The sequence below is a fragment of the Mucilaginibacter sp. P2_D11 genome (genome assembly GCF_056404435.1).
Genome location: NZ_JBFUEA010000020.1, coordinates 56,409 through 79,090, shown reverse-complemented (window position 1 = coordinate 79,090; position 22,682 = coordinate 56,409). Strand labels below are relative to the sequence as shown.

At 42.5% G+C, this 22,682-nt stretch carries 17 protein-coding genes; all 17 read left to right on the top strand.

Features of this window, described 5'->3' with window-relative positions; all coding sequences use genetic code 11:
- Positions 1–1,010, top strand: a 1,010-nt coding sequence (locus AC1DXC_RS24235; RefSeq protein WP_477461759.1) for an IS630 family transposase, incomplete at its 5' end; no start/stop codon positions are given.
- Between the two features lie 601 nt (positions 1,011–1,611).
- On the top strand, positions 1,612–2,130 hold the full coding sequence (locus AC1DXC_RS24230; RefSeq protein WP_477461758.1) for a 3'-5' exoribonuclease domain-containing protein: 519 nt from the start codon (positions 1,612–1,614) through the stop codon (positions 2,128–2,130).
- Positions 2,131–2,207: 77 nt separating this feature from the next.
- Positions 2,208–3,293: a helix-turn-helix domain-containing protein gene (locus AC1DXC_RS24225; RefSeq protein ID WP_477461757.1), complete on the top strand. Its 1,086-nt coding sequence runs from the start codon at positions 2,208–2,210 to the stop codon at positions 3,291–3,293.
- Between the two features lie 17 nt (positions 3,294–3,310).
- A complete protein-coding gene (locus tag AC1DXC_RS24220; RefSeq protein ID WP_477461756.1) occupies positions 3,311–3,706 on the top strand; it encodes a hypothetical protein in 396 nt (131 codons plus the stop codon).
- Positions 3,707–3,960: 254 nt separating this feature from the next.
- Positions 3,961–5,004, top strand: a complete 1,044-nt coding sequence (locus AC1DXC_RS24215) for a CBASS oligonucleotide cyclase (protein ID WP_477461755.1) — start codon at positions 3,961–3,963, stop codon at positions 5,002–5,004.
- Positions 5,005–5,016: 12 nt separating this feature from the next.
- Positions 5,017–5,505: an HORMA-1 domain-containing protein gene (locus AC1DXC_RS24210; protein WP_477461754.1), complete on the top strand. Its 489-nt coding sequence runs from the start codon at positions 5,017–5,019 to the stop codon at positions 5,503–5,505.
- The gene (locus AC1DXC_RS24205; protein WP_477461753.1) at positions 5,499–6,398 is read left to right on the top strand and encodes an AAA family ATPase; all 900 of its coding nucleotides are present in this window, start codon (positions 5,499–5,501) and stop codon (positions 6,396–6,398) included. Before AC1DXC_RS24210 ends, AC1DXC_RS24205 begins: the two co-directional genes overlap by 7 nt.
- A gap of 8 nt (positions 6,399–6,406) precedes the next feature.
- Complete coding sequence (locus AC1DXC_RS24200; RefSeq protein ID WP_477461752.1) at positions 6,407–8,182, top strand: SAVED domain-containing protein; 1,776 nt, start codon at positions 6,407–6,409, stop codon at positions 8,180–8,182.
- 2 nt (positions 8,183–8,184) lie between these two features.
- Entirely contained in the window at positions 8,185–9,738 is a 1,554-nt protein-coding gene (locus AC1DXC_RS24195) for a nucleotide-binding domain-containing protein (protein ID WP_477461751.1), read from the top strand.
- A 6-nt stretch (positions 9,739–9,744) separates the two neighbouring features.
- A complete protein-coding gene (locus AC1DXC_RS24190; protein ID WP_477461750.1) occupies positions 9,745–10,209 on the top strand; it encodes a hypothetical protein in 465 nt (154 codons plus the stop codon).
- 151 nt (positions 10,210–10,360) lie between these two features.
- On the top strand, positions 10,361–10,942 hold the full coding sequence (locus AC1DXC_RS24185; protein WP_477461749.1) for a hypothetical protein: 582 nt from the start codon (positions 10,361–10,363) through the stop codon (positions 10,940–10,942).
- 1,085 nt (positions 10,943–12,027) lie between these two features.
- The gene (locus AC1DXC_RS24180) at positions 12,028–13,842 is read left to right on the top strand and encodes a DUF262 domain-containing protein (protein WP_477461748.1); all 1,815 of its coding nucleotides are present in this window, start codon (positions 12,028–12,030) and stop codon (positions 13,840–13,842) included.
- Positions 13,843–14,630: 788 nt separating this feature from the next.
- Positions 14,631–16,190, top strand: a complete 1,560-nt coding sequence (locus AC1DXC_RS24175; protein WP_477461747.1) for a DUF6119 family protein — start codon at positions 14,631–14,633, stop codon at positions 16,188–16,190.
- Positions 16,191–16,468: 278 nt separating this feature from the next.
- On the top strand, positions 16,469–18,016 hold the full coding sequence (locus AC1DXC_RS24170) for a caspase family protein (RefSeq protein WP_477461746.1): 1,548 nt from the start codon (positions 16,469–16,471) through the stop codon (positions 18,014–18,016).
- Between the two features lie 15 nt (positions 18,017–18,031).
- Complete coding sequence (locus tag AC1DXC_RS24165; RefSeq protein WP_477461745.1) at positions 18,032–18,997, top strand: AAA family ATPase; 966 nt, start codon at positions 18,032–18,034, stop codon at positions 18,995–18,997.
- 6 nt (positions 18,998–19,003) lie between these two features.
- On the top strand, positions 19,004–20,233 hold the full coding sequence (locus AC1DXC_RS24160) for a hypothetical protein (RefSeq protein WP_477461744.1): 1,230 nt from the start codon (positions 19,004–19,006) through the stop codon (positions 20,231–20,233).
- On the top strand, positions 20,211–22,682 hold the full coding sequence (locus AC1DXC_RS24155; protein WP_477461743.1) for a hypothetical protein: 2,472 nt from the start codon (positions 20,211–20,213) through the stop codon (positions 22,680–22,682). The genes AC1DXC_RS24160 and AC1DXC_RS24155 overlap by 23 nt, the downstream gene beginning before the upstream one ends.

Genomic DNA, 22,682 nt, shown 5'->3' with positions numbered 1-22,682 from the left:
AACGAAATGTCCATGAAATGGCGGCCCAGGTGGAACAAAATGTAAGAACCATACAGCGCTGGATCGATCATTATAGGAAGCACCGTCTAGCTGGTATTATCCCTAAGCCTGTTGGTATTAATGCTGCAATTGAAGAACGTATTAAAATAACCCGGACCAACCTTGTTAAGATATTGCATGAATCACCTGCATTGCATGGTATAAACCGAACCTCCTGGCGCCTGGAGGATCTGGCAGCGGTTTACGAAAAAACTCATGGGCAATCTATTGGTGCAATGACTGTATCAACACACCTGAAAAACCTGGGTTTCGGCTTTCGAAAATCAAGAGAAATTTTGACGAGCCCTGACCCTCTATTCCGGGAGAAATTAGATGGTATAAAAAAAATACTTGCAAATTTGGGTAAAAAAGAGAAATTCTTTTCTGTTGATGAGTACGGGCATTTTTCAGTAAAACTAAAGGGCGGCCGCACGTTCACTAAAAAAAACGTAGTTGTGCCGCAACTTCAGCGCAGCAAAGGCTGGCTAATTGTTACAGCCGCACTGGAATTATCAACCAATCAGGTTACGCATTTTTATTCCCGGCATAAGAATACGGAGGAAATGATCAAACTGGTCGATATATTATTGATGCAGTATGGCGATCAAGAGAAAATCTTTTTTTCCTGGGATGCGGCCAGCTGGCACGCCTCTAAAAAGCTTTATGCTAGAATCGAGGAAATCAACCTGGACACCACTACCCCACAAGTAGAACTTGCCCCATTACCAGCTTCCGCCCAGTTCTTAAATGTCATTGAGTCGGTTTTCAGCGGTCTGGCAAAAGCAGTTATTCACAATAGCGATTATGATTCTGTTGAAGCTTGTATGGTAGCTATCGATCGGCATTTTGCGGAACGAAATCAATATTTCCTAGCGCAGCCAAAACGAGCGGGAAAAATGATTTGGGGCATGGAAAGGGTTAAGCCGATTTTCGATGAGGCAAACAACTGTCGTTATCATAATATGAGGTAATCGTTATGCCCGGCAATTGTCGTCTTTGCTTAATTTATATAAAATCTTTGAGGTATTTATGGATAGCGATGGATATCTGTTTGACTTTCTCAAAACCAAATCGGTCACATGGATAATGTTATTTTCAGCAATTCCGCTGTCAGAACTTTCCAGTAAAGTTGTTCAGGTCATTGAGACGGAATATAAGTCCAGATCATTTTGGGTGATTTCGGATGTAACTGGACATCCCCGCGTGCTTTACCATAGTGTTCCTTTCCCCTTAGACCAGTGAGTTGTGTTAAATTATGCCAATTTTAAATATTAAAATCAACAGGTTAAGCATCGTCAAGATTTAACGGAACGCCCTGAACTCTTTTCCGGAACGCGTTGATCAATGGCCCCGGAATATTCAGCGTGGTAGTGATTTCTTAGATAATGTTCAGTTATCCATTGTTGACCTAATCTAAGTATGATTATCTTTGTTAAGAGTGTTACGAGCACAAGACGTCACTCCGCAGAATTCTTCAGCGAGAGGATCGATTAAGATGATTTATTTGTTTTCTAACGCAGCCGACTTAATATTCGGTAGTGTTTTCCGACCTTGTAAAAAATAATTGCGAATATGGCGTATATAATGGTCGACGTTGAATGTGATGGTCCAATACCAGGCGACTACTCCATGATTTCTTTTGGCGCAGTGATCGTTGACGAAACTTTAAAAGAAACATTTTATGGTAAGCTAAAGCCCATTTCGGACAAGTATTTGCCGGAAGCGTTAGCTGTTTCTGGTTTTAGCAGAGAAGAAACTTTATTATTCAATTCGCCTTTAAATGTAATGACTGATTTCGCGGAGTGGATAGCTGCTAAGAACACTGGAAAACCAATTTTTATTAGTGATAATAATGGGTTCGATTGGATGTTTATTTGCTGGTACTTTCACCATTTCTTAAATTCAAATCCGTTCGGTTATAGTTCACAAAATTTAGGTAGTTTTTATAAAGGTATTTTTAAAGACACATCCAAGAACTTCAAACACCTCCGCAAAACCCGCCACTCCCATAACCCTGTTGATGATGCCGTAGGTAATGCCGAAGCATTTTTAGAGATTATCAAGGAATATAAAATAAAGATTTCCCTATAGCATCGCATAAAAATGCGATGTCGTAACCTAAAAAATAATTTATTTGTTTTTTAGGTTACGATGTTGTATATTTGAATATGGAAAATTTATTAGGATTAAAGCTTAAAGATTTGCGGGAGAGCATGAACTTCTCCTATCAGCAGTTAGCTGATCAGGTCGGGGTAGCCAAGCAATCTATTTTTAAATTTGAGAAAGGCCATTCCAAACCCGGTGCTGAAACTTTACTAAAGTTGGCAGAGTTGTTTAACGTGCCTTATTCCTTTTTTTACGAAAGTGCAGTCGCTGGTTTAAACTTTGAGAATATCAGGTTTAGAGATGCCCACAAGATTTTTAATGTAGAAAGCCATCTTAAGGAGGTGACGGATACCGTGATTGATTATATATCTAAATTTTGGGAGTTAGAAAAGATCATGGGGTATGTTCGCCAGTTTGAAAACCCATTGGAGGATATGGTAATCAACACCGAAAAAGACATTGAGAAGGCTGCAAAAGTTTTGAGGAAGCGGTGGAAGATTGGTAATTCGCCAATTTTGGATGTTGTTGAAATGCTGGAGTCTAAGGGGATATTTGTGGTGGAGGTAAGCCGGGCTGAGGATTTCTGTGGATTAAGTGGACAGTTAAATAAAAACATACCTATAATCGTTTTGAATGAGAGGTCGTTAACGCTTGAACGTAAGCGCTTTACAGCCCTTCATGAGCTCGGCCACGTCGCATTAACGTTCGATGAAGGTTTTTCGAATGATAAGATTGAGTTTTATTGTAATTTCTTCGCCGGCGCAGTGCTAATTGTTGATGAGGCATTATATGCTGAGTTTGGTAAAAACCGCACTTTAATATCGTTGGCTGAACTGAAAAGGATCAAAGAGCTTTATGGTATTTCTATACAAGCTATTATTATTAGGGCCAGGCAAACTGAATTTATTGATAGCAGGACTTATAATGATTGGTGGCAGGCATATAACGAGTGGTATAGTGGTGGCGATAATACCAATGATTTTGGTCGTTTTAAATGCCAGGAAAAGGCGACCAGGTTTAACAATATGGTTACACAAGGAGTAACTGAAGGGCGTCTGTCGTGGTCTAAGGCAGCGGAGCTGAGTGGGAAGAAAATAGATAATTTAAAGAAGGAACTGAATGTTTTAAATTTTAATGTAAGGAACTAATGTTTATAATAAACGATATGGAATTGCTGTCCCGAGTGGGTAAATACAATATTTTGAGTAGCATACTGTTGCAAAACAGCATTTCTATATCTGCTATTAGGTTAAACGAATATAGTTTTATGTTAAAAAAACAGATTCAAATATATACTGCTTTACAAACGGAGCACCCGGATGATGGGTTTGATGTTTGGGTGGCAGGGAAAAGAAGTAATGCTTCTATTGGTGACCTTAGCTCTATATACATCGCTCAAACACAAGATTTATCTATAGTGCTTTCCGATGAGGATCAACATTTGTCGGTATTGGCTAAAGCAGCTAAGGTGGTTAGCGTAAACTTTGATGAGTTTATACGCAGGACTGTTAAAGACCAGCACATGCTACAAATTTATAATTTAATTAAAAGAGCCGCATAAACACATGGATACAACATAAAAAAAGCCGACAAGAATAGGCTTATCGACTTAAGATGAAGCGGAACTTCATTAGATTGTGCAACCAAATATACATCTATTTGGATATCTACAAAACTCTCCCCTCCTTTTTTAAGAGATAAATCTGTAATGTTTTTATTACCGCAAGGTCAGGAATGGTCGCGCGGGCACAAATTTCGGGCAAAGAGCCTGAACAGGATACATACGTTTTAAATTTTAACAAAGGAGGAAATTTTATGAGTCAGCTCACAACGCACTCAACATTACATAGCCGCATGTGTTGCTTTGTAGATTGGATCGCACCTGATCCGGATAAAAAGGAATATAATACATCACAAGCTGATACGCTTACTGAAAGGGTAATTAAAAACGCCAAAGACGATGGAGTAACGGTAGTTAGTACGCCTCGCGGTGGTTCAGATGCCAAAGAAACAGGTTTACGCAGGCACTACATGGGGCATTCGGAGGTGGATGGTTATGATATTGATATACCGATGGTGATCAAACCCGAGGATGCCGACGGTAAAAAACTCGAAGAGCTTTTAACCAAGTTCGAAAAGTACGTCAGAAAGTCTTACCCCAACTCAACCATAAATATTACCAATAGCTCTGTAAACCTGATATTATCAAATGACCTGGCATTTGATGTCGTGCCTATGCAGGCTACCAGTAAGATAGATGAGCAAATATTAATAAAGAAAAGCGGCGATAAGCTAAAGACCTCAGTACAAAAACATCGGGAGTTTACGACCAGCCGGACCAAGGCAAGTAAGGCCTCACCAGGGCGTGTTAAGTATAACGAATGCGTCCGCCTGATGAAATGGTGGAAAGAATTTCAGGCTGATAGTTCTTATTACTTAGACTATGAGGAATCAACAGGGGTCGATAACCGCCCCCCTACCGCGCTCATAGACTGGTTGACAGCTTTTGCCTTTGACAAACTGGGGGTAGAAAAGACCTATGCTGAAACCTTAGCAAGGTGGTTCAGCTACCTGGCCAATATTGTAAGAAATCAAAAACCGGTTTATTTTACTGATTATTATTCAGCACCTAATATTTTAGGTATGACAGGTTGGGTAGTCTTGGACCCCGTAAATAGCGGCAATAATATAACTGCAAAATGGGATAAAAATAAGCTGAACGAATTTGCTACATGGTTTGAAAATGCGCGCGATAGCTGGAACAGAATTATTCGCTATAACATAGATGGCGAAGACCAGCTTGCAACTGATGAGTTAGTTAAGTTATTTGGTAACCCTTTTAAAAATCACTGCGATTAAGGAGAAATTATTATGTCAGATACATACGTTAATAGTGCAACTAATACCTACACAGAGGCAAGAGCCCGTTATGTTATGGGGAAAGTATATGAAGACCTGATTGGCCTTATGACTGCGGATTTAATAACCAAAGATTACGCCGATAAGACACGCAGGGAGCTACTATACCTATTGGATAAAAAAGTGCTTAAATCTTTTCAACTGCAATTTAAGGATGCATACGGCCGTGAAAAAGGCGGTATACACTATGAGGTTCGTGCAGACTCAACAATCGCGGTAGATGACCAGACCGGAGGAATAGATTTTTGGGGGCTAGATGGTATAACAGTAAATCTATTTATAAAAAAAGACCCTTATTCACCGAACCTGGCTGAAGTTAATCGTCAGCTTATAGCGTGGGGCTGGGGTAGTGGAAGTGCCTTAACTGGAAGTGCAACTTATGCAAAATCTTATGCAAGCGGTGGTTTTGGTGTTCAACAATCAATTATAGGAAAATGGTAGACAACGCAATTAGGTTAGCAGAGGTAATTCATCCTAACAAAGATGCAAAGAAAGATTTTACGTCACTTGTAGGGATCGACCATCAGAAAAAAGAATTACTCACAACACTGGAATTGTTGCTTGATCAAAGCAAATTAGTGGATTGGGAGAAGAAACATCATCACAAAGGCTTGCCTATTATGTCGCTGCTTAAAACCAGTAACCCGCTAATTATCTTATCGGGAGAGGTAGGATGCGGTAAAACTGCTTTGGCGCAATGTATCGCTACCCCCTTATCGGAATTTCTTGGCACGCAGGTTAAAGTATTTGAAACTCCATCGAATATTAGAGGAGGAGGCTTAGTGGGCGAAATCTCAAACCGGATCACTGAGGTATTTGAATCTGTTAAGGCTAAATTGAAGGATAATGAGGCGGGCTTGTTAATTATTGACGAAGCAGATGATATCGCTACCAGCCGCGCCCAAAATCAGGCGCATCACGAAGACCGGGCAGGACTGAACGTACTCATAAAACAAATTGATGCTATTCAAAAAAGCAAGAAAAAATTAGCGGTTATTATGATCACCAACCGCATGACTGTTTTAGACCCAGCTGTGCGCAGGAGAACAAGTTTACACTTGGTGTTTGACCGGCCAAATACAGAAACGCTTGCTGAGGTGTTCAATTGGATATTTACTGGTGTGGATATGAATAAAGCGCAGTTAAATGACTTGATAAAATATTGCACAAGCCAAACTATACCATATAGCTTTTCAGACCTGATCCAAAGAGTTGCCAAGCAGACACTCTACCGTTCGGTTGAATTAAAACAACCTTTTAGCATAGCGTTGTATACCGAAATTTTAAAATCAACAGAACCAACCCCTTTATTGGGCGAACACAAAATCAATTAAAAAACAACATGGCAAAAGGATATATCATATTGAAGCACCAGGTTTTTGGTGAAATTACAGATGAGGAAGTATTAGCGTTTTTACCCAAAGATGCTGGGGTTCCAGTATATAGAATATTCGATATCAAAAGGGATATCATCAGCATGGACAAAGTTCATCTGTTGGATAATGTTGAATTTCGGATCTATCAAAAGAACCTCGTTGATAATGAAATAAAACCATACATCACTGCAAACCCCGACCACAAGGTATTGTATTTTGGTAAGGCTACTATACCACTTGCCTTGCACTTGGGTTATTGTTTCGGGTCATGGAAGGATGTTGAGGTCTACCTGTTCCATAGGGAACAGATGACCTGGGATTGGCGAAATGATGACGAGAGGCCCGTATTGCCGGCATCTACCAACTTCGTGTCCGAAACGTTTAATGCACCAATTGATGTTATTTACAAGGTTGAGGCTACCTACCTTATGCAGGATGCGGACATGCAGGAAGTGGTTGACGGGGCCAGTAAAATAATTGGCTTGACTTTAGAACAGCCGGGTAAAGATGTTTTTAGAAGTCAGGATCAATTGAAGGCTTTCGCTCACCAATTTTCACTTGGCCTGGACTCTATAGCTAACTATTTACCAGATACAGATAAAATCCACCTGTTTCCTACCGTGCCGGTAGGGCTTGCTTTTTTAATGGGCACCAAAATTAACCCGCTCCTATCAAAACCTATTGTTACCTATCAGTTTGATGCGAACAAAACACCTAAAAATGAACAGGTGCTAATACTACAGGAAACGCCGGAAACCGAGGCCAACATGACCGAAGAAGATATCAAGCTGATCAACGAAATCAAAGCAGAGTTTAAGGCAGAAATGGAAAACAAAATTGCGCCGTTCGCGCAAAACAAAGCTCAGGAGAAAGAACGCCAAACTGAAAAATTCAGTTGGGTAAGACAGTTGTTGCCTGGTGGTGATTACAGCGAAATGGAAAAAGGCTATTGGAAAGCGATGCCAGATCTTGCTCAAACAATTATCAAAACTTCTACATTATCGTTAAATACTGATAAGGCAGATGATGGTTTTCATATTAATGAAGATGATGAGTGGCAGATCAATGACCGCTTTATTTTCAATATTATGAACAGGCTTGAACGTGATAAGGCAAAAATACTAAGAGCATTGCGACTATTTATTTTCCATGAAGGGCTACATATTCATCAAAACCTAACGAATGCTACAGCAAACAATATAGGTCGTTTCCCTCGTGTCTTGGAAGAAGCGGATTATGTAGCGGATGTTTGGGCCATGTTACACGAATTTGCCTACTCGCAATCACACTACAATCAGGAAACGAAAAACGAAAAGGCCTTTTTCCGTCAGTTGATAGACGTGGCGACCAAAACGATGTGGGCATTTGACGACCTTGACCCCAATACCGATGAAATGCAGGTTAGACGAGTTAACCGTTACCTGATCTGGTATTGGAATTACATTCAAATAGAAGACAGGTCCTGTTCTTCATTGCAGGATGTGGTGAATATCTTAGCCAATAAACCAATTATCGAGATAAGGGGCTTAGATATTAGGGCGCAAGCTCAACGTACAATATTCCGGTTAACCGGTTACAAAGCAGAAGAATTAGAGATTGGTTACTTCCAGTTAGATGGTAAAATACTAAGGGCGTCTAACGCCGGAGGTTTTCAACTCAACGAACTCGTTAGGGGTTACAGGGAACGCGATGGCGAGAAGATATTAAAGCAACTCAAAGCCTTATTCCAATTAAACCGATAATCATGTTCCGCACAACACCCGATATTCGAAATCAAAACGAGATCAATTTATGGCTAAATCAAATTGGCGAAGCACTTGATCTCACGCCGGCGCAATACAAAGCGGTAGAAGAAAGGTATACGGCAGTAGCCAATTATCTCGCTTCTGACAATTCAAGCCTTAAGATCTACAAACCCGAGATCAAACCACAGGGTTCATTTTTATTGGGTACGATGATCAAACCTATCATGCAGGATGATGAACTTGATATAGATCTCGTTTGCCGGTTAACCGGCAAGCAGGCTTCGTGGACGCAATATCATTTAAAACATGCGATAGGTGATGAGTTGAAAGCGAGTGAGGTGTATAAACGAATGTTGGATGAGGAGGGCAATCGCTGCTGGACATTGCTTTACGCGGAATCGACGAAGTTCCACATGGATATCTTACCTGCAATTGTGGGGCAAGACCACTATTTGCTGATGGAACGCTCGTTTTCTGCGTTAGAAAGCAGACAAGTTGACCAACTGTCCATTAAAATTACCGATAGGCGTTTACCAAATCACAGAACAGAGGTAAGTCCAGAATTTTGGCCTAAAAGTAATCCTTTCGGTTATGCCGGTTGGTTCAATGATCGTGCTGCACTGTCTGAAACCAAAATGATGTCACTAAGGGAATCGGTAGAATCCTTGCCCGAACATGTTGCAAAAAAAGAACCTTTAAAACGGATAGTGCAAATTTTAAAGCGCCATCGCGATATGATGTATGGGGGTGACGAGGATAAACCAATATCCGTAATCATTACCACGCTTGCCGCAAAAGCCTATCAAAAGGAGGCAAATATCATTACTGCGTTATTGAACATTCTTGACAGGGTGGAATCGTTTATTGAACAGCGCCCTAGCCCGCAGCATGGCCAAACCATCAAATGGATTGGCAACCCGGTTAATGACGTCGAGAATTTTGCCGATAAATGGCCCGATGAACCCGCCAAGGAAGACAATTTTTATGCCTGGCTGGCTAAAGCGAAAGAAGATTTTTCAATTTTGAAAAGCGGTAATTTGGCTGAGATCGCACGTGTACTTAAAGCAGTCATCGGTACTACCGTGATCAATGAAACGGTACGGTCTACAGGGGTGAGTCGTCTTTTTTCGGAGAGTGTTATTTTAAAAAACTTTGATCGTTCACTATTGACAGTTCCCCATCGTGAAAAAGTCAAATGGCCCGAAAACTTAATATATAACGCGGAAGTTCAAGGCAGCTTTAAGCAAGGGAAAAAATACCATAGTATTTTAACCAATACAGTGATACCGAAAGATTGTTATATATATTTCGTGGCTAACACTAATGTGCCGCGTCCATTCGATGTTTATTGGCAGGTGGTAAATACTGGTCAGGAAGCAAGTCAGTCAGGCGGTTTAAGGGGAGGAATATATCCGTCAAAAACATTGGGCGTCGGTGGACTTAATCAAAGAGAGTATTCGTCATTTCGAGGTGACCATTGGATCGAATGCTTTATTGTTAAAAACAATATCTGTGTAGCGCGAAGCAGAGAATTTATGGTGTCTATTGCTTAATAACGTATGCTAAACAACAAAGGCTATTTTAAAAGTACTGGCAAAGATGGGCTGGATTATGAGTTAGAATATGTAATAGAAAATCAGCCAGACGCAATTGACCAAATCAATAGGTTGTGTTTTAAAACCGTTTTTGCCTGCTCGTCTGAGACAGATTGGTTTGATTTTAAGGTGACGTTTATAGGCATCAGTGAGGTAAAGGTCACAGATATGTTCCTACCTCAGAACCCATTGTACAGGGGGAAAGGTGTACCGGAAGCTTTGATTTTAGAAACAGCTAACTTGTTTCCTGATAGAGCCGTGATTTCAAGTTCTAATAAGTTTCCTGTTTTCAAACGTGAAAGTAGATGGCCGGCAGGAACAAAGGTTTGGGAACGATTGGTTGATCGGCGATTAGCCTTTTATGATGCAGATAAAGATGTTTTTAGGGTTATAAGCCTTAGCCAATATGATAGGGTTAAAAAAAAGTAACCAAGATTTAGGCATTTTGGGAAGTGCGCAAATAGGCTGCGTAAATGTTTTTTTTCTTTGTAAAGTTGATGTTTTAAGCCCACAATTGTGGTGGTTGGAAGTTAATCGAAATATAATAAATTCATATAGTATTAAACCTTAAATCATGTCTGTGAAAAAAATAGAAAACGCTTTTTACTTTGTCTTTGGCATCATCATATTGTGGCTGCTACTTGACCGAGAGGATAAGAAACAAGAGATTACTGCACTCAAAAAGAATATTGATGAAAACCAAAGCCTAAATGAGAAAATAAAAACCCAATTAAAAGACCTTATCCAAAATAACCATGACATTGATGTACAAGTGGCAAGCGAACTTGGTCAGATTGCGGCATTAATAGAGATTCAGCAGGAATCAGGCGCGATCCTAAAATTGGCCAAAATACTGGAAAACCTTTTCGGACAACTTTATACAACAGACAACCAGTTCAAAAACTGGCTGAAAACTAAGGGAAAAAATAAATCGGTATTTGCCGATTACATTGAATATGCCAAATTGCAAAAGGACATTTCTTTAGATGATTACCATATTCTGGGGCTTATGAAAAACATCCGAAATGAAGAAGCTCATGACCTAGCCGTTGTTAAAGAAAAGAGTAAGATCATCGTGTCATTTGTTTCCGGGATGACCCTTGTCCTAGGACTATCCAAGCTTGTAAAAAGCAGAAGCCTGATTGCAACCACGATCATTTAATGCTATGATCGTTAGCAAATAATTTAAAGGTGGTACATTATTTACAACCCACTATTATTTAAGAAAGTCAAGGTTTTATTATCGTCGTTAAATTGAGATGCTATTCCGATCCTGACAATGTCTAGAATGTTAACCAACAACAGATAACTATTTATTATCATCACTTTCAACCGAACATTTATCGCTTGGATAAATTAATCACTATGCTCACAAACCCTTTATCGAGGCAAAACGTATCGAATTTTAATTTCATGTAGCATGGATTTTATTCCTTTTTAGGCTGTGGCTCACTATCTCAATCGCCCAAAAAGCGGTTGGAAAAGCTTCCATTACGGGCGAGGTTTCATTTTTTACTAAAGAGTTACTCTGATATTAGCCTTTTGACAATCAGAGTGATTTGATTTTTTGGATGAAAAAATACAAAAGCCTCAAAGAGACTCAAAGTTCCGGAGGCATTCGCCCCAATAGCCCGACAAAAAATAATGCAGCGCCGCTAGGGCACTCATACTAAATAAATCATGGCGGCTCTGCGTTGCACGACCCATGCGAAATTCCCGGTGTCCGAGACCATCTGGTGGTGCAGGTAATAATGCTAATAGTATAAGTAAGACAGCATGCCAAAAGGATTAAGGTATTTAAACTAGTCAGATTGCCGACTTGCCTTCAAATTCGTCTTAGAGTCTGGGTGATAGTGCATCAGGACCCCATGAGCTAATCGACATGTTTCAGCATTTAAAGCCTGCATCTCGTTCTCGTCGTAGACAAATACGCTGGTCAGCAGGTAATACATCGTCATCCCGATATCATAAAGACCCACCTAGTTGCGCTGTAAAGCACCCTTGTCTTGCAGGTGTTTCGTGTCGAAAAGCTGATTTTGCGTCATTCAGCTCTAGTCCTCCCCATTAGCCGGCCAGTTTCGGAAGATAGCTGGCCGTCAACCACAGCGCTTTAGAGACTGTTGTTTCATGCGGGTTTTCTTTTTCATTATCAGTTGTAGGCATGGATTTTCTTATTAATTTACGCACAGCCCTTACTATGCATTTACATAATTAGCAAAGCGACAATTTACTTAAACCTTCCCGCAAATGAATAAAACTTTTCAGATCCAGGCCAGGACGGTGTGCTTGGGTAAGGGCCCGGCTGGCGACGAAGGTTACCTGCTCAAATCTGACACGAATTTTCACATCCCGATTTTTCAGCGCCCTTATTCCTGGGGCCAGCCCGAGATTGAAAAATTTGTCAAAGACCTTTTCAGTTCCTTCTGGGGAATCGGTCGGAGCGACACCTCAGAATCACTGTTCATCGGCACAATGCAATTGACCGAACCCAAGGCTAATGAACAATGGGCTAAATATTATGATGTAATCGACGGGCAGCAGCGCCTCACCACTTTCCTGGTGCTGATCCGGGTATTCCAGTTGCTGTATCCCGACCCGGACGAACTTCGGCCTTTGCCGACAGACTGGCTCCAGACCTCGGTAAGCAACGGGGCGCAGCAAGACCAGCTGGATGAATTTTTAAGGTGCACTTCGATTGATGGCCTTACCGGGGAAAAGGTCAACCGTTTCAAGATGAATGCCGGTTTGGCAGCAGCTTTCATCACCGAACAAACCGCTCCTTTTGAGGACCATGTGAGCGTGTTCCGCCCGGCCGACTTTATACAACACCTTCTGACAAATGTGTATTTCGTAATCATCGAAACGCAAGCCACGCTGACCAAAACACTCCAGATCTTTAAAGCAATTAATACGACCGGTCTTGACCTCAACGGTGAAGATATTTTTAAGCTCCGTTTTTTTGAATACCTGAAGGACCGGCAGCCGGGCAGAAAAGAGAATGATATATTTTTGGAGGTAAGCGCTTTGTATACCATGATCGAGGAAACCAATAAAGCCTATAAATGGCAAGCCTTATCCATGGCTCGGGCGCTCAGCGTCTATAAATACGTGCTAATCCAGCGGCTGCACCTACCCAATGTGCTTTTTGATATGGGAACGGATGCTTTTTTTGAGAACCTATTCGATGCCGTCAGCCGGAACGGGCAGCCCGAGCATTTTAAACGCATGGGCGAACCTGCACTTTCCTCCGCGGAGATCCATGATATCATCGCTGCCATGATCCGTTGGGAAGACCTGGATTACCCGACCGCTGAAGATGAATGCTTGGTCAATTTTGTCTGGAACTCGCGTTACGGGCGTTTCGACCTAATGAAACACATTTTCCTTTACCGTTACCGCGATGATCCGCAAGCCGGCGAAAAACTATTCCCTTTCCTTAAGTTGCTGACTAAACTATACTGGTGCTACAGCGTGATATTTCAGCGCCGGGTCTATTACCTGCTGACCTGGACCTATAACTGTATCGATGTGCTGATGGAACAGGACTATGAAAAGGCCCTCACGTTCATCCGCCAGAAATTATTTGACAATGATCAATACGGTCGCAATGTCAAGTGGGCAATTGGCCAATTGCTGGAAGGCGGCATCACAGCCAACTACCGGACCAAGGCGCTAATCTGCCGCCTGTCGGCTATGCTGGACGAGCAGTATCTGTCCAAAGACCATGAATTACAGAAAGCGATCCACGATAAGCTGTTCGGTGACAGCTTTGATGTAGAGCATATCCAGTCCGCTAAAGATTCGGACCTTCTCAATCGACCGGCAATCGCCAAAGCCTGGGAAAACGAGATCGATACCATTGGCAACCTGGTCGCGCTGGAGCAAAAAATCAACCGGGGTATCGGTAACCGCAAGTATGTCCTAAAAAAAGCAGCTTACCAAAGCAGTAAATATGCCTCGGTGCATTTGATCTTGAAAAACTATGCTGACTGGACCCGGGAAGATTGTATCAGACGCCAGCAAACGGAAAAGCAAAAACTGCTCAACTACCTTTTTGAATGATCGGGCAATCTCTTACCGTAGCGTCATCTGCTGCCCCTGGTATTTGATCTTCAGCGGCCGCACATCCGTCCTGATATTGGTATCCCTCACCCGCGCACAGTGCTACGTTGTGCCGATATCTTGTGTCCCAAATCTGACCTACCGTTTTGAAGCGCACCCCGTTAGTCAGATTTACCGTGGTGGTAAAAGTATGCCTGACGATATGCTAGGCTAGCAGTTTAGTCACTTCAGCTGCTTCATGATCTCTATTAATTACTGGTTAGCCTTTTGATTACTCATCAGCGGCAGCAGGAAGAGCCAGTCGGAGGTTCGGGGATGGTATTTATAAAAATCAATCAGCCCGCTGCGCCGGGTGCAGCAGGGGCACCCCTACTCGGCTATTGTTCTTAATACGATGTGTTCGTATCCAAGACCCGCCGTCCTCACCAATCAGCAGACTCTCCGGCCGCAGCTTGACCGAATCAGCATAGCCTGGTTTGAATACCTAGTGTCAAAAAATGGTATGGAGGTTTTAAGAAATTATTTCAAGCCGTCTGAGAATCAATATAATTACTGTACGCCAGCTATGATGAAGTAACAGAAGCCAAAACAATCGAGCAGCAAGACTCTTAGACCGGCAGCGGGAGAACACTACCTACCGCTTCCACGATTTTTTATTAAACAGGCTTTCCAAGTGATATAAAACACGGGATTAGTTGGAGGTTTTGCGGACCTGCCAGCACACCTTTTAAAATTCAATATTAAAAAAATGCATAACTTTACTTTTGTAAGCCATTAAACCTTAACCAATGAAACTATCCGTAAAACTTGGCAAGCCTAACCGCACCATTCCTGAACTATTAAAACGCGGGCAAAACCTAGATGGCCCTATACCGAATTGGGACGGTATTGCAGGCTCTGAACTTTACTATGGCCAGGCCTATGAAAGTGAGCCAATATGGAAAGGTTTTATTGAAAACGGAGCTGGTCAAATCTTGCCAGGGCTCATTAACCAAGGAGCGGCAGCGGTTTTGTTTATACCCAATGGTAACCGGTATCTTGTATATATTTTTGGCTATGGCTTCCTAAGTGTAAATGACGGGGTTACTGAATGGGATTTCGGTTTGAAAGTCGTACTCAACTCCATCAGCCCGAACGGTATTAAAAGTCTCGACTCCCATACCATCAGTCAAAAGGCAAAAAATAAACGGGTGCAAGTTGCAACCCAAGCTAGTATTGGGGAATTTGAAGTTGATATCCTTCAAGATTTAGTCAGCCAGATTTCTGGCAAAGCAGTCAATCAATCCTTTGCCAAAAGTTTGACGGGCGGAGGGACGCTAACACTGAATGTAGATATGACCGGCTCGTCAATTACCAGAAAAAGCGACGAAATCCTCAGACAATACGGGTTAACAACGTACCAGGCTAATTTTGAATGGATCGATTTTATCTCACCAGTAAAGGACCCTGCAATAATCGCCGCACTAGACCAAATGGTCAAAGACAATTTAGAGGCACTGATCGCCCATAATGTAGCCTCTGAATTCCTTCTGTCGTTTCCAGGCATCGTAGAAATCGAAAACATTGACCACATTACCTTTGGTGGTATAGGGTCCGATGTAGAATTTGATTGGGTAGACATCAACGACTTTGTTGCGGAATGTCAATCATCCGGGCACCAGACATTGACTAATATTGACACTATCCAAATCAACCTCCATGATGGCCATGGTAAGATATTCAAAAGTTTCCCGTTGATCAGGTGCTTAACAACGGAAGCTAGCTACCAGAACATAATCTATATATTGACAAGTGGGACCTGGTTCAAACTGAATGATGACTATTACGATACAGTTAGCCGTTTTTTTAGGGATTTGTTGACAAAACCAAGCGAATTCGTATCCGGCGAGCAAACAATCGAGAAAAATGAAACTGATTATTTGGCGCAGCCACTGCCAGCCGGTAGTGAACTTTTTGACCGCAGACTTCATAATCAACGAGGCACTTCCAATGCCATCGAATTCGCAGATGTAGTAAATGATAATACCGAAATCATACACGTGAAAGATGGCGCAAGCTCAGCAAAGCTAAGCCACCTTTTTAACCAGGGAACCGTCTCTGGCCGGCTGCTTTTAACTGATAAAAGTTTCAGGGCTGATTTTAGAAATAAGATCCGCGACGCTACTATAAAACGCCTTTTTCCTTTAGCTTCGGTCAACCCTGACAGGACAACTATCGTATTTAAGATACTAAGAAAGGGCCCCGCCTTTAACCTGCCGTTTTTTTCCAAGATCGTGTTATACGATACTTATCGGAAAGTAACGGAGATGGGGTATAAATTCCGGTTAGAGTGGGTGGAATATGTTTAACCTTTCTTTTCCAAGTAACCTTTTACTTTATTTCCGGCGTCAATTCCGTTTTGCTGTAACATTAAACTGACAAGATATTTTCAAAAGCTCTTCGATGGGTACCTTAATTGTACGATATAGAAAGTGCAATCAAAATGTTGGAGAGGCGGTAATTCACGCTGCCGACGTCCGGAACTACCTGCACTAAACGTTAAATAACAAAATATTTCACCGAATATAAATGGGTTTGTTAATTAAATGTAAACTTTTACTATTTTAACAGCTGCTAAATTATAATAATGGCGAATTACCTTATCACCATCGGTATTGACCACTACCAAAGCGATGTTTTCAGGGATTTTATTCATGGGAACTGCAGGTTGGATTGCGACCGATTTGCTGATACACTGGTAAATAAATTTGAGGGCTTCATACCTTATGCCGCCTTAAGGGACGAAACTGCAACATTGCAGGGCATAAAGGACACCTTACAAGGTTTTTTGGATACGGACCTGAACACGCCTGCGAACAACTTAGTATTATATTTTTCCGGGCACGGGCACATACTCAATCTTAGTTATGGTATCCAGTCAGGCTGCTGGATCCCGCACGGTTGTAAACAAGGCGCAGAGAATGAAGTTTTCGCTTACGACACTCTCACCTATTACTTAAAACGGTTGAATACCAGGCATAAACTATTGATATCCGATTCCTGTAATTCCGGTGCAATTTTCGACGAATTTAGGCCAGAGAACCCGGGCGAGGCAGTACTGGTCGACGGGGATGAATTATCCTTTTGGGCAATTGTATCCAGCCGGAGCAATGAAAAATCCAAAGCCGGTCGCAAAGGCGAAAACAGTTTGTTTACCAAGCAATTGCTAGCAATTTTAACAGATCATGAGAAAGACAGACTGCACGTAACCTACCTATGGGAGGAACTCGATAAGCGGTTTGCAAAAGAGCAAAGTCAAAAACCAATGATCGGCCGGTTGAAATTTGGGGCAGCGCCTAATTCCGGTATGTTCAGCTTATTTCCCAAGGGCGAAGTAGTGGATTTCGGCGCACGTAAGGGAATATTGACCCGTTCGTTATTTCTGCTCAATTATTCGGCTCAAAAAGCGAAATTCGCGACTTATAAAGAGGAATGCCGAAAGCAGGTCACTATCTTTTCTGACAAACCTGATGCCGGCCTGTTGTTACTTGCCAACAAAGCCACGAAATCAGCCTATTTCCCTAAAACCTTTAAGAACAAGTTTACCTTTTCCGACCAGGGGATTTCGGATTATGGGGACAAGATTGTATTGATGCTTTTCAATAAAGCGCTCGACACCAATTTAAGCAGCGAGGCTGCGTTGATCAGCAAAATCCTGAATTTGCTTCAAAACCAGAGCCTAGTCTTTGAATTCCGGTTTTACAACAATCCTGGCACCCCCCCGCAACTTAGGCCAAAGGACAAAGTTAGAACACTTAACCAAATCATCGCATTTATTGCGTCCATCAATAATGAGCAGACTGCCAGCTATCACCAAATTTTTCTATTCGTGGTTGACCAGGAAAATGTCAATTACCACAAATTGTACGAAGGCGCAAATATTCTCGGCCTAAAGACTGTTTATATGCCTGCTGTAGAGAACCTGGAACTAGAGGCACTTAACCAATGGTATTACGATATGCGCGAGAATCAGGGAGAGGCGAAATTCAATGATTTCGATGAGATTTTTGACAGTGTGCTGGGTACCAGACTTGCTGAAATCCATGCCATAACCAATGGAGCGCCCGGGGCTACTATCCGAAAAATTTGTGATGCCACCTCATGCAGCGAAATCCTACAGGGGCTTTTTAATTAAATAAAGCGTTTAGACATGACTAGATATTACAAGGGAAACACACTCAGCGATTTAAAATCGGTGGAAGAATTAGGCATCGACCCTTACCTGCCATCGGAAAAGCTTGTAAAGGCGGTTCAACTGGCGCAAGCCCTGAAAAGACCGCTCCTGCTAAAAGGCGAGCCCGGCTGTGGTAAAAGCAGGCTTGCCGAAGCTGTTGCTGCGGAATTACACGGTACTGGATTCAGGGAACATTATTTTGAATGGAATATCAAGTCGGGCAGTAAGGCGCAGGAGGGCCTGTACACTATCGACCATCTGGACAGACTGCGCAACGCCAACCTGGGCGCTAGCGGAAAATCGACCGATATTATTTTGCCCAGAAATAAGGGCCTATTCGCGGCCAGTGGGAGTTATATCGCGCTGGGGGAGCTGGGCAAGGCCTTTTTAGCAACATGGGATAAGCAGGCCGTTGCGCCTCCTGTGATTTTGGTTGACGAAATAGACAAAGCAGATATCGACTTTCCAAACGACTTACTGTTTGAAATGGATCGCATGTCCTTCAAAATCTCCGGAACTACTGATGGAGCGAACGGTGAGGTTGAGATCACAGCAAACCCGGACGTTAGGCCGATATTCATTATAACTAGTAATGACGAAAAGCCTCTTCCATCAGCTTTCTTACGCCGCTGCCTTTTTCACTACGTTGACTTTTCGGAAATCAAGCTAGAACAAATCGTGCGGTCCAAGTTCCCACAATATGAACATGCTACAGAGGCTGTAGCTGCATTTAGCGGCTGGCGGGAAAGGATTGAACAGAAGGGGATTGGCGTTAAAAATATCAGTACCAGCGAGTTGCTAGATTGGGTGAAACTAATTCTCGTATTTGCCCCGGGAGAGGACCTGGGCAACTTTATGAGCGAGGGTCTGCCGGTTTTCCCCCAGGCTTTGCTGAAGGATGTGGAAAGTATACAATTATTCGCAACCAGTGACGGAAAGTAAATGAATATGATGTACCTATACGACTTCTTTAAAGTTGTCAGGAATGACGAAAGGTTTGCCGGTACAGCATTACCGGCCTATATAACACTACTGGATGTTTTGCAAAACACAGACCTTAAAATCCGTCATTTTGATGATTTAGGTTTTATACTGGAAACGCTTTTTGTGAAGGAGAAGCAGCACCAGGCAGCGTTTAGGGAAATTCTCCTGGTAAGGCGGTCGGAAATCATTGCACTGCTGGCAACTTCCAATAATACGGTGGAAGCGAAACCATCACCGGAACCGGGGGATTCAATCCAGACGGGCATTCACAAACCGCCGACTGGTGACCCGCCTGGCCCTTTAAGGAGTGATAAAGAAGCGCCCCCGGAACTTGCAAATGACACTGGGGCAGTCCGACACTTTCAGCAGCAAATGGCGGAAGGTTTTGGGAGTACGTTAATCGGATTTGAACAGTCTGGGCAAAAAATTGGTGAGCTGGCATTTTCGGGGATGAAAAACACTAACCTGCCTGTCACGGAAAAACCGTTCCTTTTTAGTACTGACTTTTTTCCTGTTAAAAACCGGCACCTTCAGCAAGCCTGGCGTGGATTATACAAGGCCGAAAACGACACACCGTCTGACCGCATCAATATAAAGGAAACGATTGGCCACATTGCAAAAAAAGGCTATTTCGCCGATTTAACTTTTGAAAAAAAACAAATAAATAAATTGCGGCTGTTTATTTTTATTGACCATTCGCTGAGCATGATGGCCGTGGAGGATTTTGGCAGGGAACTAGCGGCTACAGCCAGGATAAGCGGTTTTCACCAAAATCTGGCACCATATTATTTTAATATACTTCCTGAATGCATTGCTGACGGTGCGGATTACGCCGTAACCGATAGCGACCAGGAAAACCAATGCAGCATTACCAGGCTTTTTGCTAGCATCAATAAAAAGGATATCGCCGTGCTGGTATACAGCGACTCCGGCCTATTGAGATCGGAGCACCGCGAGGACTTATTGGCGGATACTAGTAATTTTTTGCGGTTCATTAATAAACGTTGCGGGTACCTGTCTTGGGTCAACCCAGCTCCTAAAAACCGCTGGAAATCAACCATGGTAGGCGAACTTTACAATGAGGTTCCCATTTTTGATTCCAGCCGTAACGGGCTTGAACAGGCCATCGCAGCACTGAAAGGTAAATTAATCATTAAATTATCCAATCCTTATGCTGCCGCTAAGCCCGCCTGAACTTATATTGAGCTCGGATTCGCAAGAGCGGCTGGATGCCTTCTTCGCGCGGTTTTGCCGTGGAGAGAACGGCAGGCTTTATAAATTAGGGCATATCGTTTATGCCTGCCATGCTGCTTTTCCCTTGGTCATTTCGCCCGGTCTGGCCAATTTGACCTGGCTTAATTTTAATACTTACAATTTAAACGGCGCCGTGCAAAAAATCGACCCGGTTGTCGTATCTGATTTCCTATTTTCTGATTTGGTAAGGCCGGTAGGATACCGGCAATTTGAGGTGATTCCGGATATCAGAAACTACTTTCTTTATTTGCTTAAGGACCAGGACTGGTTTGGCTACCTGGGGGCCGGTGAGTTCGGGGCGCAAAGGCTAAGCCAGCTAGCGCATTTCCTGCTGCAATACTTAGGTGATAAAATATTTTCAAATGAGAAAAATGTCGGAAATGCAAGCCAACTGAACGAATGGGCGGCAATGGCCTACTTGTCTCCAGGTCTGCTGACCTCCCGGCTGGCTGCTACGCTTAAAAGTACCTTTAGCCGGGCGGATGCAGACGAAATCGCCCAATTAAGGCTCAACGGAATTATTGAGCGATTTGGGACGCAGTATACAGCAGGCTTGTATGAAGAGGGCGCGGGAGGAGTAAGCTCATTCAGTAGTCTCCGGCTATACAGTTCCGGAAACCGGGCCCGGTTATTTGAGGAGCCAACTGATATTATATCAGACTATTTTTACAGCATTGACGACTCTTTTATCGTCCCTGAGCAAGCCGAAGATAGGATAGGGCTACCTGTATTAAACGAGGTAGGTCGACGTATTTTACGAAAAAAGGAGAAACAACAGCGCGTCTTGCCGCTTTTGGTCGATTCCAGTGACGAAAAGAAAGGTCATGATATTGCCGGACTAAAGGTATTCCTGGAAAAACTAAGCGGTAATTTCGGTCTCGAAATCACGCCTGCGAAGGTATGTGAGGGCGAGGCTGCAACGTGGTTCAATGTTAGGGAGCAGTTAGCAACAATAATCAACAGCGCAAATTCGGAAGATATTTTACTGTTTTATTTCCGGAACAACCAGTGGAAAAATTCAGACACGCTTTATTTTACCCCCACAGGTTCAGCCTCTGGCTGGCAACCAATCGGTCAAAAAGTATTCACCGATTTTTTAACGGAAATAAGGCGGGAGAAGGCTGTGCAAATTGTTTTTGTTATTGATCAGACGTTAAGCCCCGGCAGTATTTTTGTCAATGGACATGATATCCAGCTGTCTTGGTCTTTTAACCAGAAAGCGGACCAATCTCAATTATTCTACAAAGTACTGTACAATTTTTTTGTGAATATGACGGTCCCTGTCAGCTATAGCGACCTTGTCGAAATTTTACGGACGCTCGTTGAAGACGGGGGAAGTGTAGGAAGTCCGGAGATACGAATTGCGCTCCATTGCAAGCCTGATGTAGGCGATTACATCTTTTTGACCCGCAGGCCTAAAACGCAGCAAGCAAACCGCCACCTTATCGTTTATAATCGGGCGAGAGGTAATTGGCAGGTTGCTCCTCATGACTTTATTACTATCTCTAAAAATAAAACTACAACAGTTTTTCAATATAATAGCCCCAAAATAGTCAAAATGGCTGTTGGGGAGGTTTCTGACAAGTCAGGCAAATTATTATTCGCCGGCCGTATGGACAGATTGAACAAAAAAGCGGTCTACGAGATTCAACCGGAATTACCTCCATTTAAAATTTACGCTGAAAAGTTCGAAACTGCTTTTAGTAACATCGTCAATCATATACAACCGGATATTTATTCGAATTTTTCTGGTTTTAAGACTTATTTGCCGATCGCCAGTAAAGAAAGGGACAGTATTCAGGGGTTACACCTTAGCAACCTTTTCCAAGAACCAGCCAGTATAGGAGTACTTTTCAACCTGAAGGAAAGGGACAGCGGTTCTATCAACAAACTTAAATTCGATAGAATCCCCGCCACGCACTTACCTGTATTTTTAAAAATAGCCACCCGTTTTGAATATGTTTATAACCTCCGATATCCGAATCCGGGGTCTGGAGAAATCGACGTTGATACGACATTTTCTTGGATAGGTGACAAATCTGAACGGCAATTTGAGCCAAGTGGTCAATTAGCACTTGGAAAAGAAGCTTTTACGATTAGAGATGGCCGGATAACGATTTGTCAGATTGGCGCTAGGGCCAAATCTTTTGAGGATACGCCCGTTTATCTTGATATTTATATACTCACCGGCTCATTACAAATTAAACGACTAACGAATCAATTTACAACAGTCGGCCCCATTCAGACACGTGAGTTATTTTTTGATGAGCAGGAACTGGTTAGTGACATGCTGTCGAATGACCAATTTGCGGTTATTAAAATATTATTGAGTTATTTTCCGATTTTGATAGACTTCACACAGGACGGATACCGGCCTGAATTAATTTAA

What these genes read in the sequence shown, in the direction of transcription:
- AC1DXC_RS24230 (WP_477461758.1), top strand. Translation starts at nt 1,612, where the DNA reads ATGGCGTATATAATGGTCGACGTTGAATGTGATGGTCCAATACCAGGC.
- AC1DXC_RS24210 (WP_477461754.1), top strand. Translation starts at nt 5,017, where the DNA reads ATGTCAGATACATACGTTAATAGTGCAACTAATACCTACACAGAGGCA.
- AC1DXC_RS24155 (WP_477461743.1), top strand. Translation starts at nt 20,211, where the DNA reads ATGCTGCCGCTAAGCCCGCCTGAACTTATATTGAGCTCGGATTCGCAA.
- AC1DXC_RS24215 (WP_477461755.1), top strand. Translation starts at nt 3,961, where the DNA reads ATGAGTCAGCTCACAACGCACTCAACATTACATAGCCGCATGTGTTGC.
- AC1DXC_RS24190 (WP_477461750.1), top strand. Translation starts at nt 9,745, where the DNA reads ATGCTAAACAACAAAGGCTATTTTAAAAGTACTGGCAAAGATGGGCTG.
- AC1DXC_RS24170 (WP_477461746.1), top strand. Translation starts at nt 16,469, where the DNA reads ATGGCGAATTACCTTATCACCATCGGTATTGACCACTACCAAAGCGAT.
- AC1DXC_RS24175 (WP_477461747.1), top strand. Translation starts at nt 14,631, where the DNA reads ATGAAACTATCCGTAAAACTTGGCAAGCCTAACCGCACCATTCCTGAA.
- AC1DXC_RS24220 (WP_477461756.1), top strand. Translation starts at nt 3,311, where the DNA reads ATGGAATTGCTGTCCCGAGTGGGTAAATACAATATTTTGAGTAGCATA.
- AC1DXC_RS24195 (WP_477461751.1), top strand. Translation starts at nt 8,185, where the DNA reads ATGTTCCGCACAACACCCGATATTCGAAATCAAAACGAGATCAATTTA.
- AC1DXC_RS24180 (WP_477461748.1), top strand. Translation starts at nt 12,028, where the DNA reads ATGAATAAAACTTTTCAGATCCAGGCCAGGACGGTGTGCTTGGGTAAG.
- AC1DXC_RS24225 (WP_477461757.1), top strand. Translation starts at nt 2,208, where the DNA reads ATGGAAAATTTATTAGGATTAAAGCTTAAAGATTTGCGGGAGAGCATG.
- AC1DXC_RS24205 (WP_477461753.1), top strand. Translation starts at nt 5,499, where the DNA reads ATGGTAGACAACGCAATTAGGTTAGCAGAGGTAATTCATCCTAACAAA.
- AC1DXC_RS24165 (WP_477461745.1), top strand. Translation starts at nt 18,032, where the DNA reads ATGACTAGATATTACAAGGGAAACACACTCAGCGATTTAAAATCGGTG.
- AC1DXC_RS24160 (WP_477461744.1), top strand. Translation starts at nt 19,004, where the DNA reads ATGATGTACCTATACGACTTCTTTAAAGTTGTCAGGAATGACGAAAGG.
- AC1DXC_RS24200 (WP_477461752.1), top strand. Translation starts at nt 6,407, where the DNA reads ATGGCAAAAGGATATATCATATTGAAGCACCAGGTTTTTGGTGAAATT.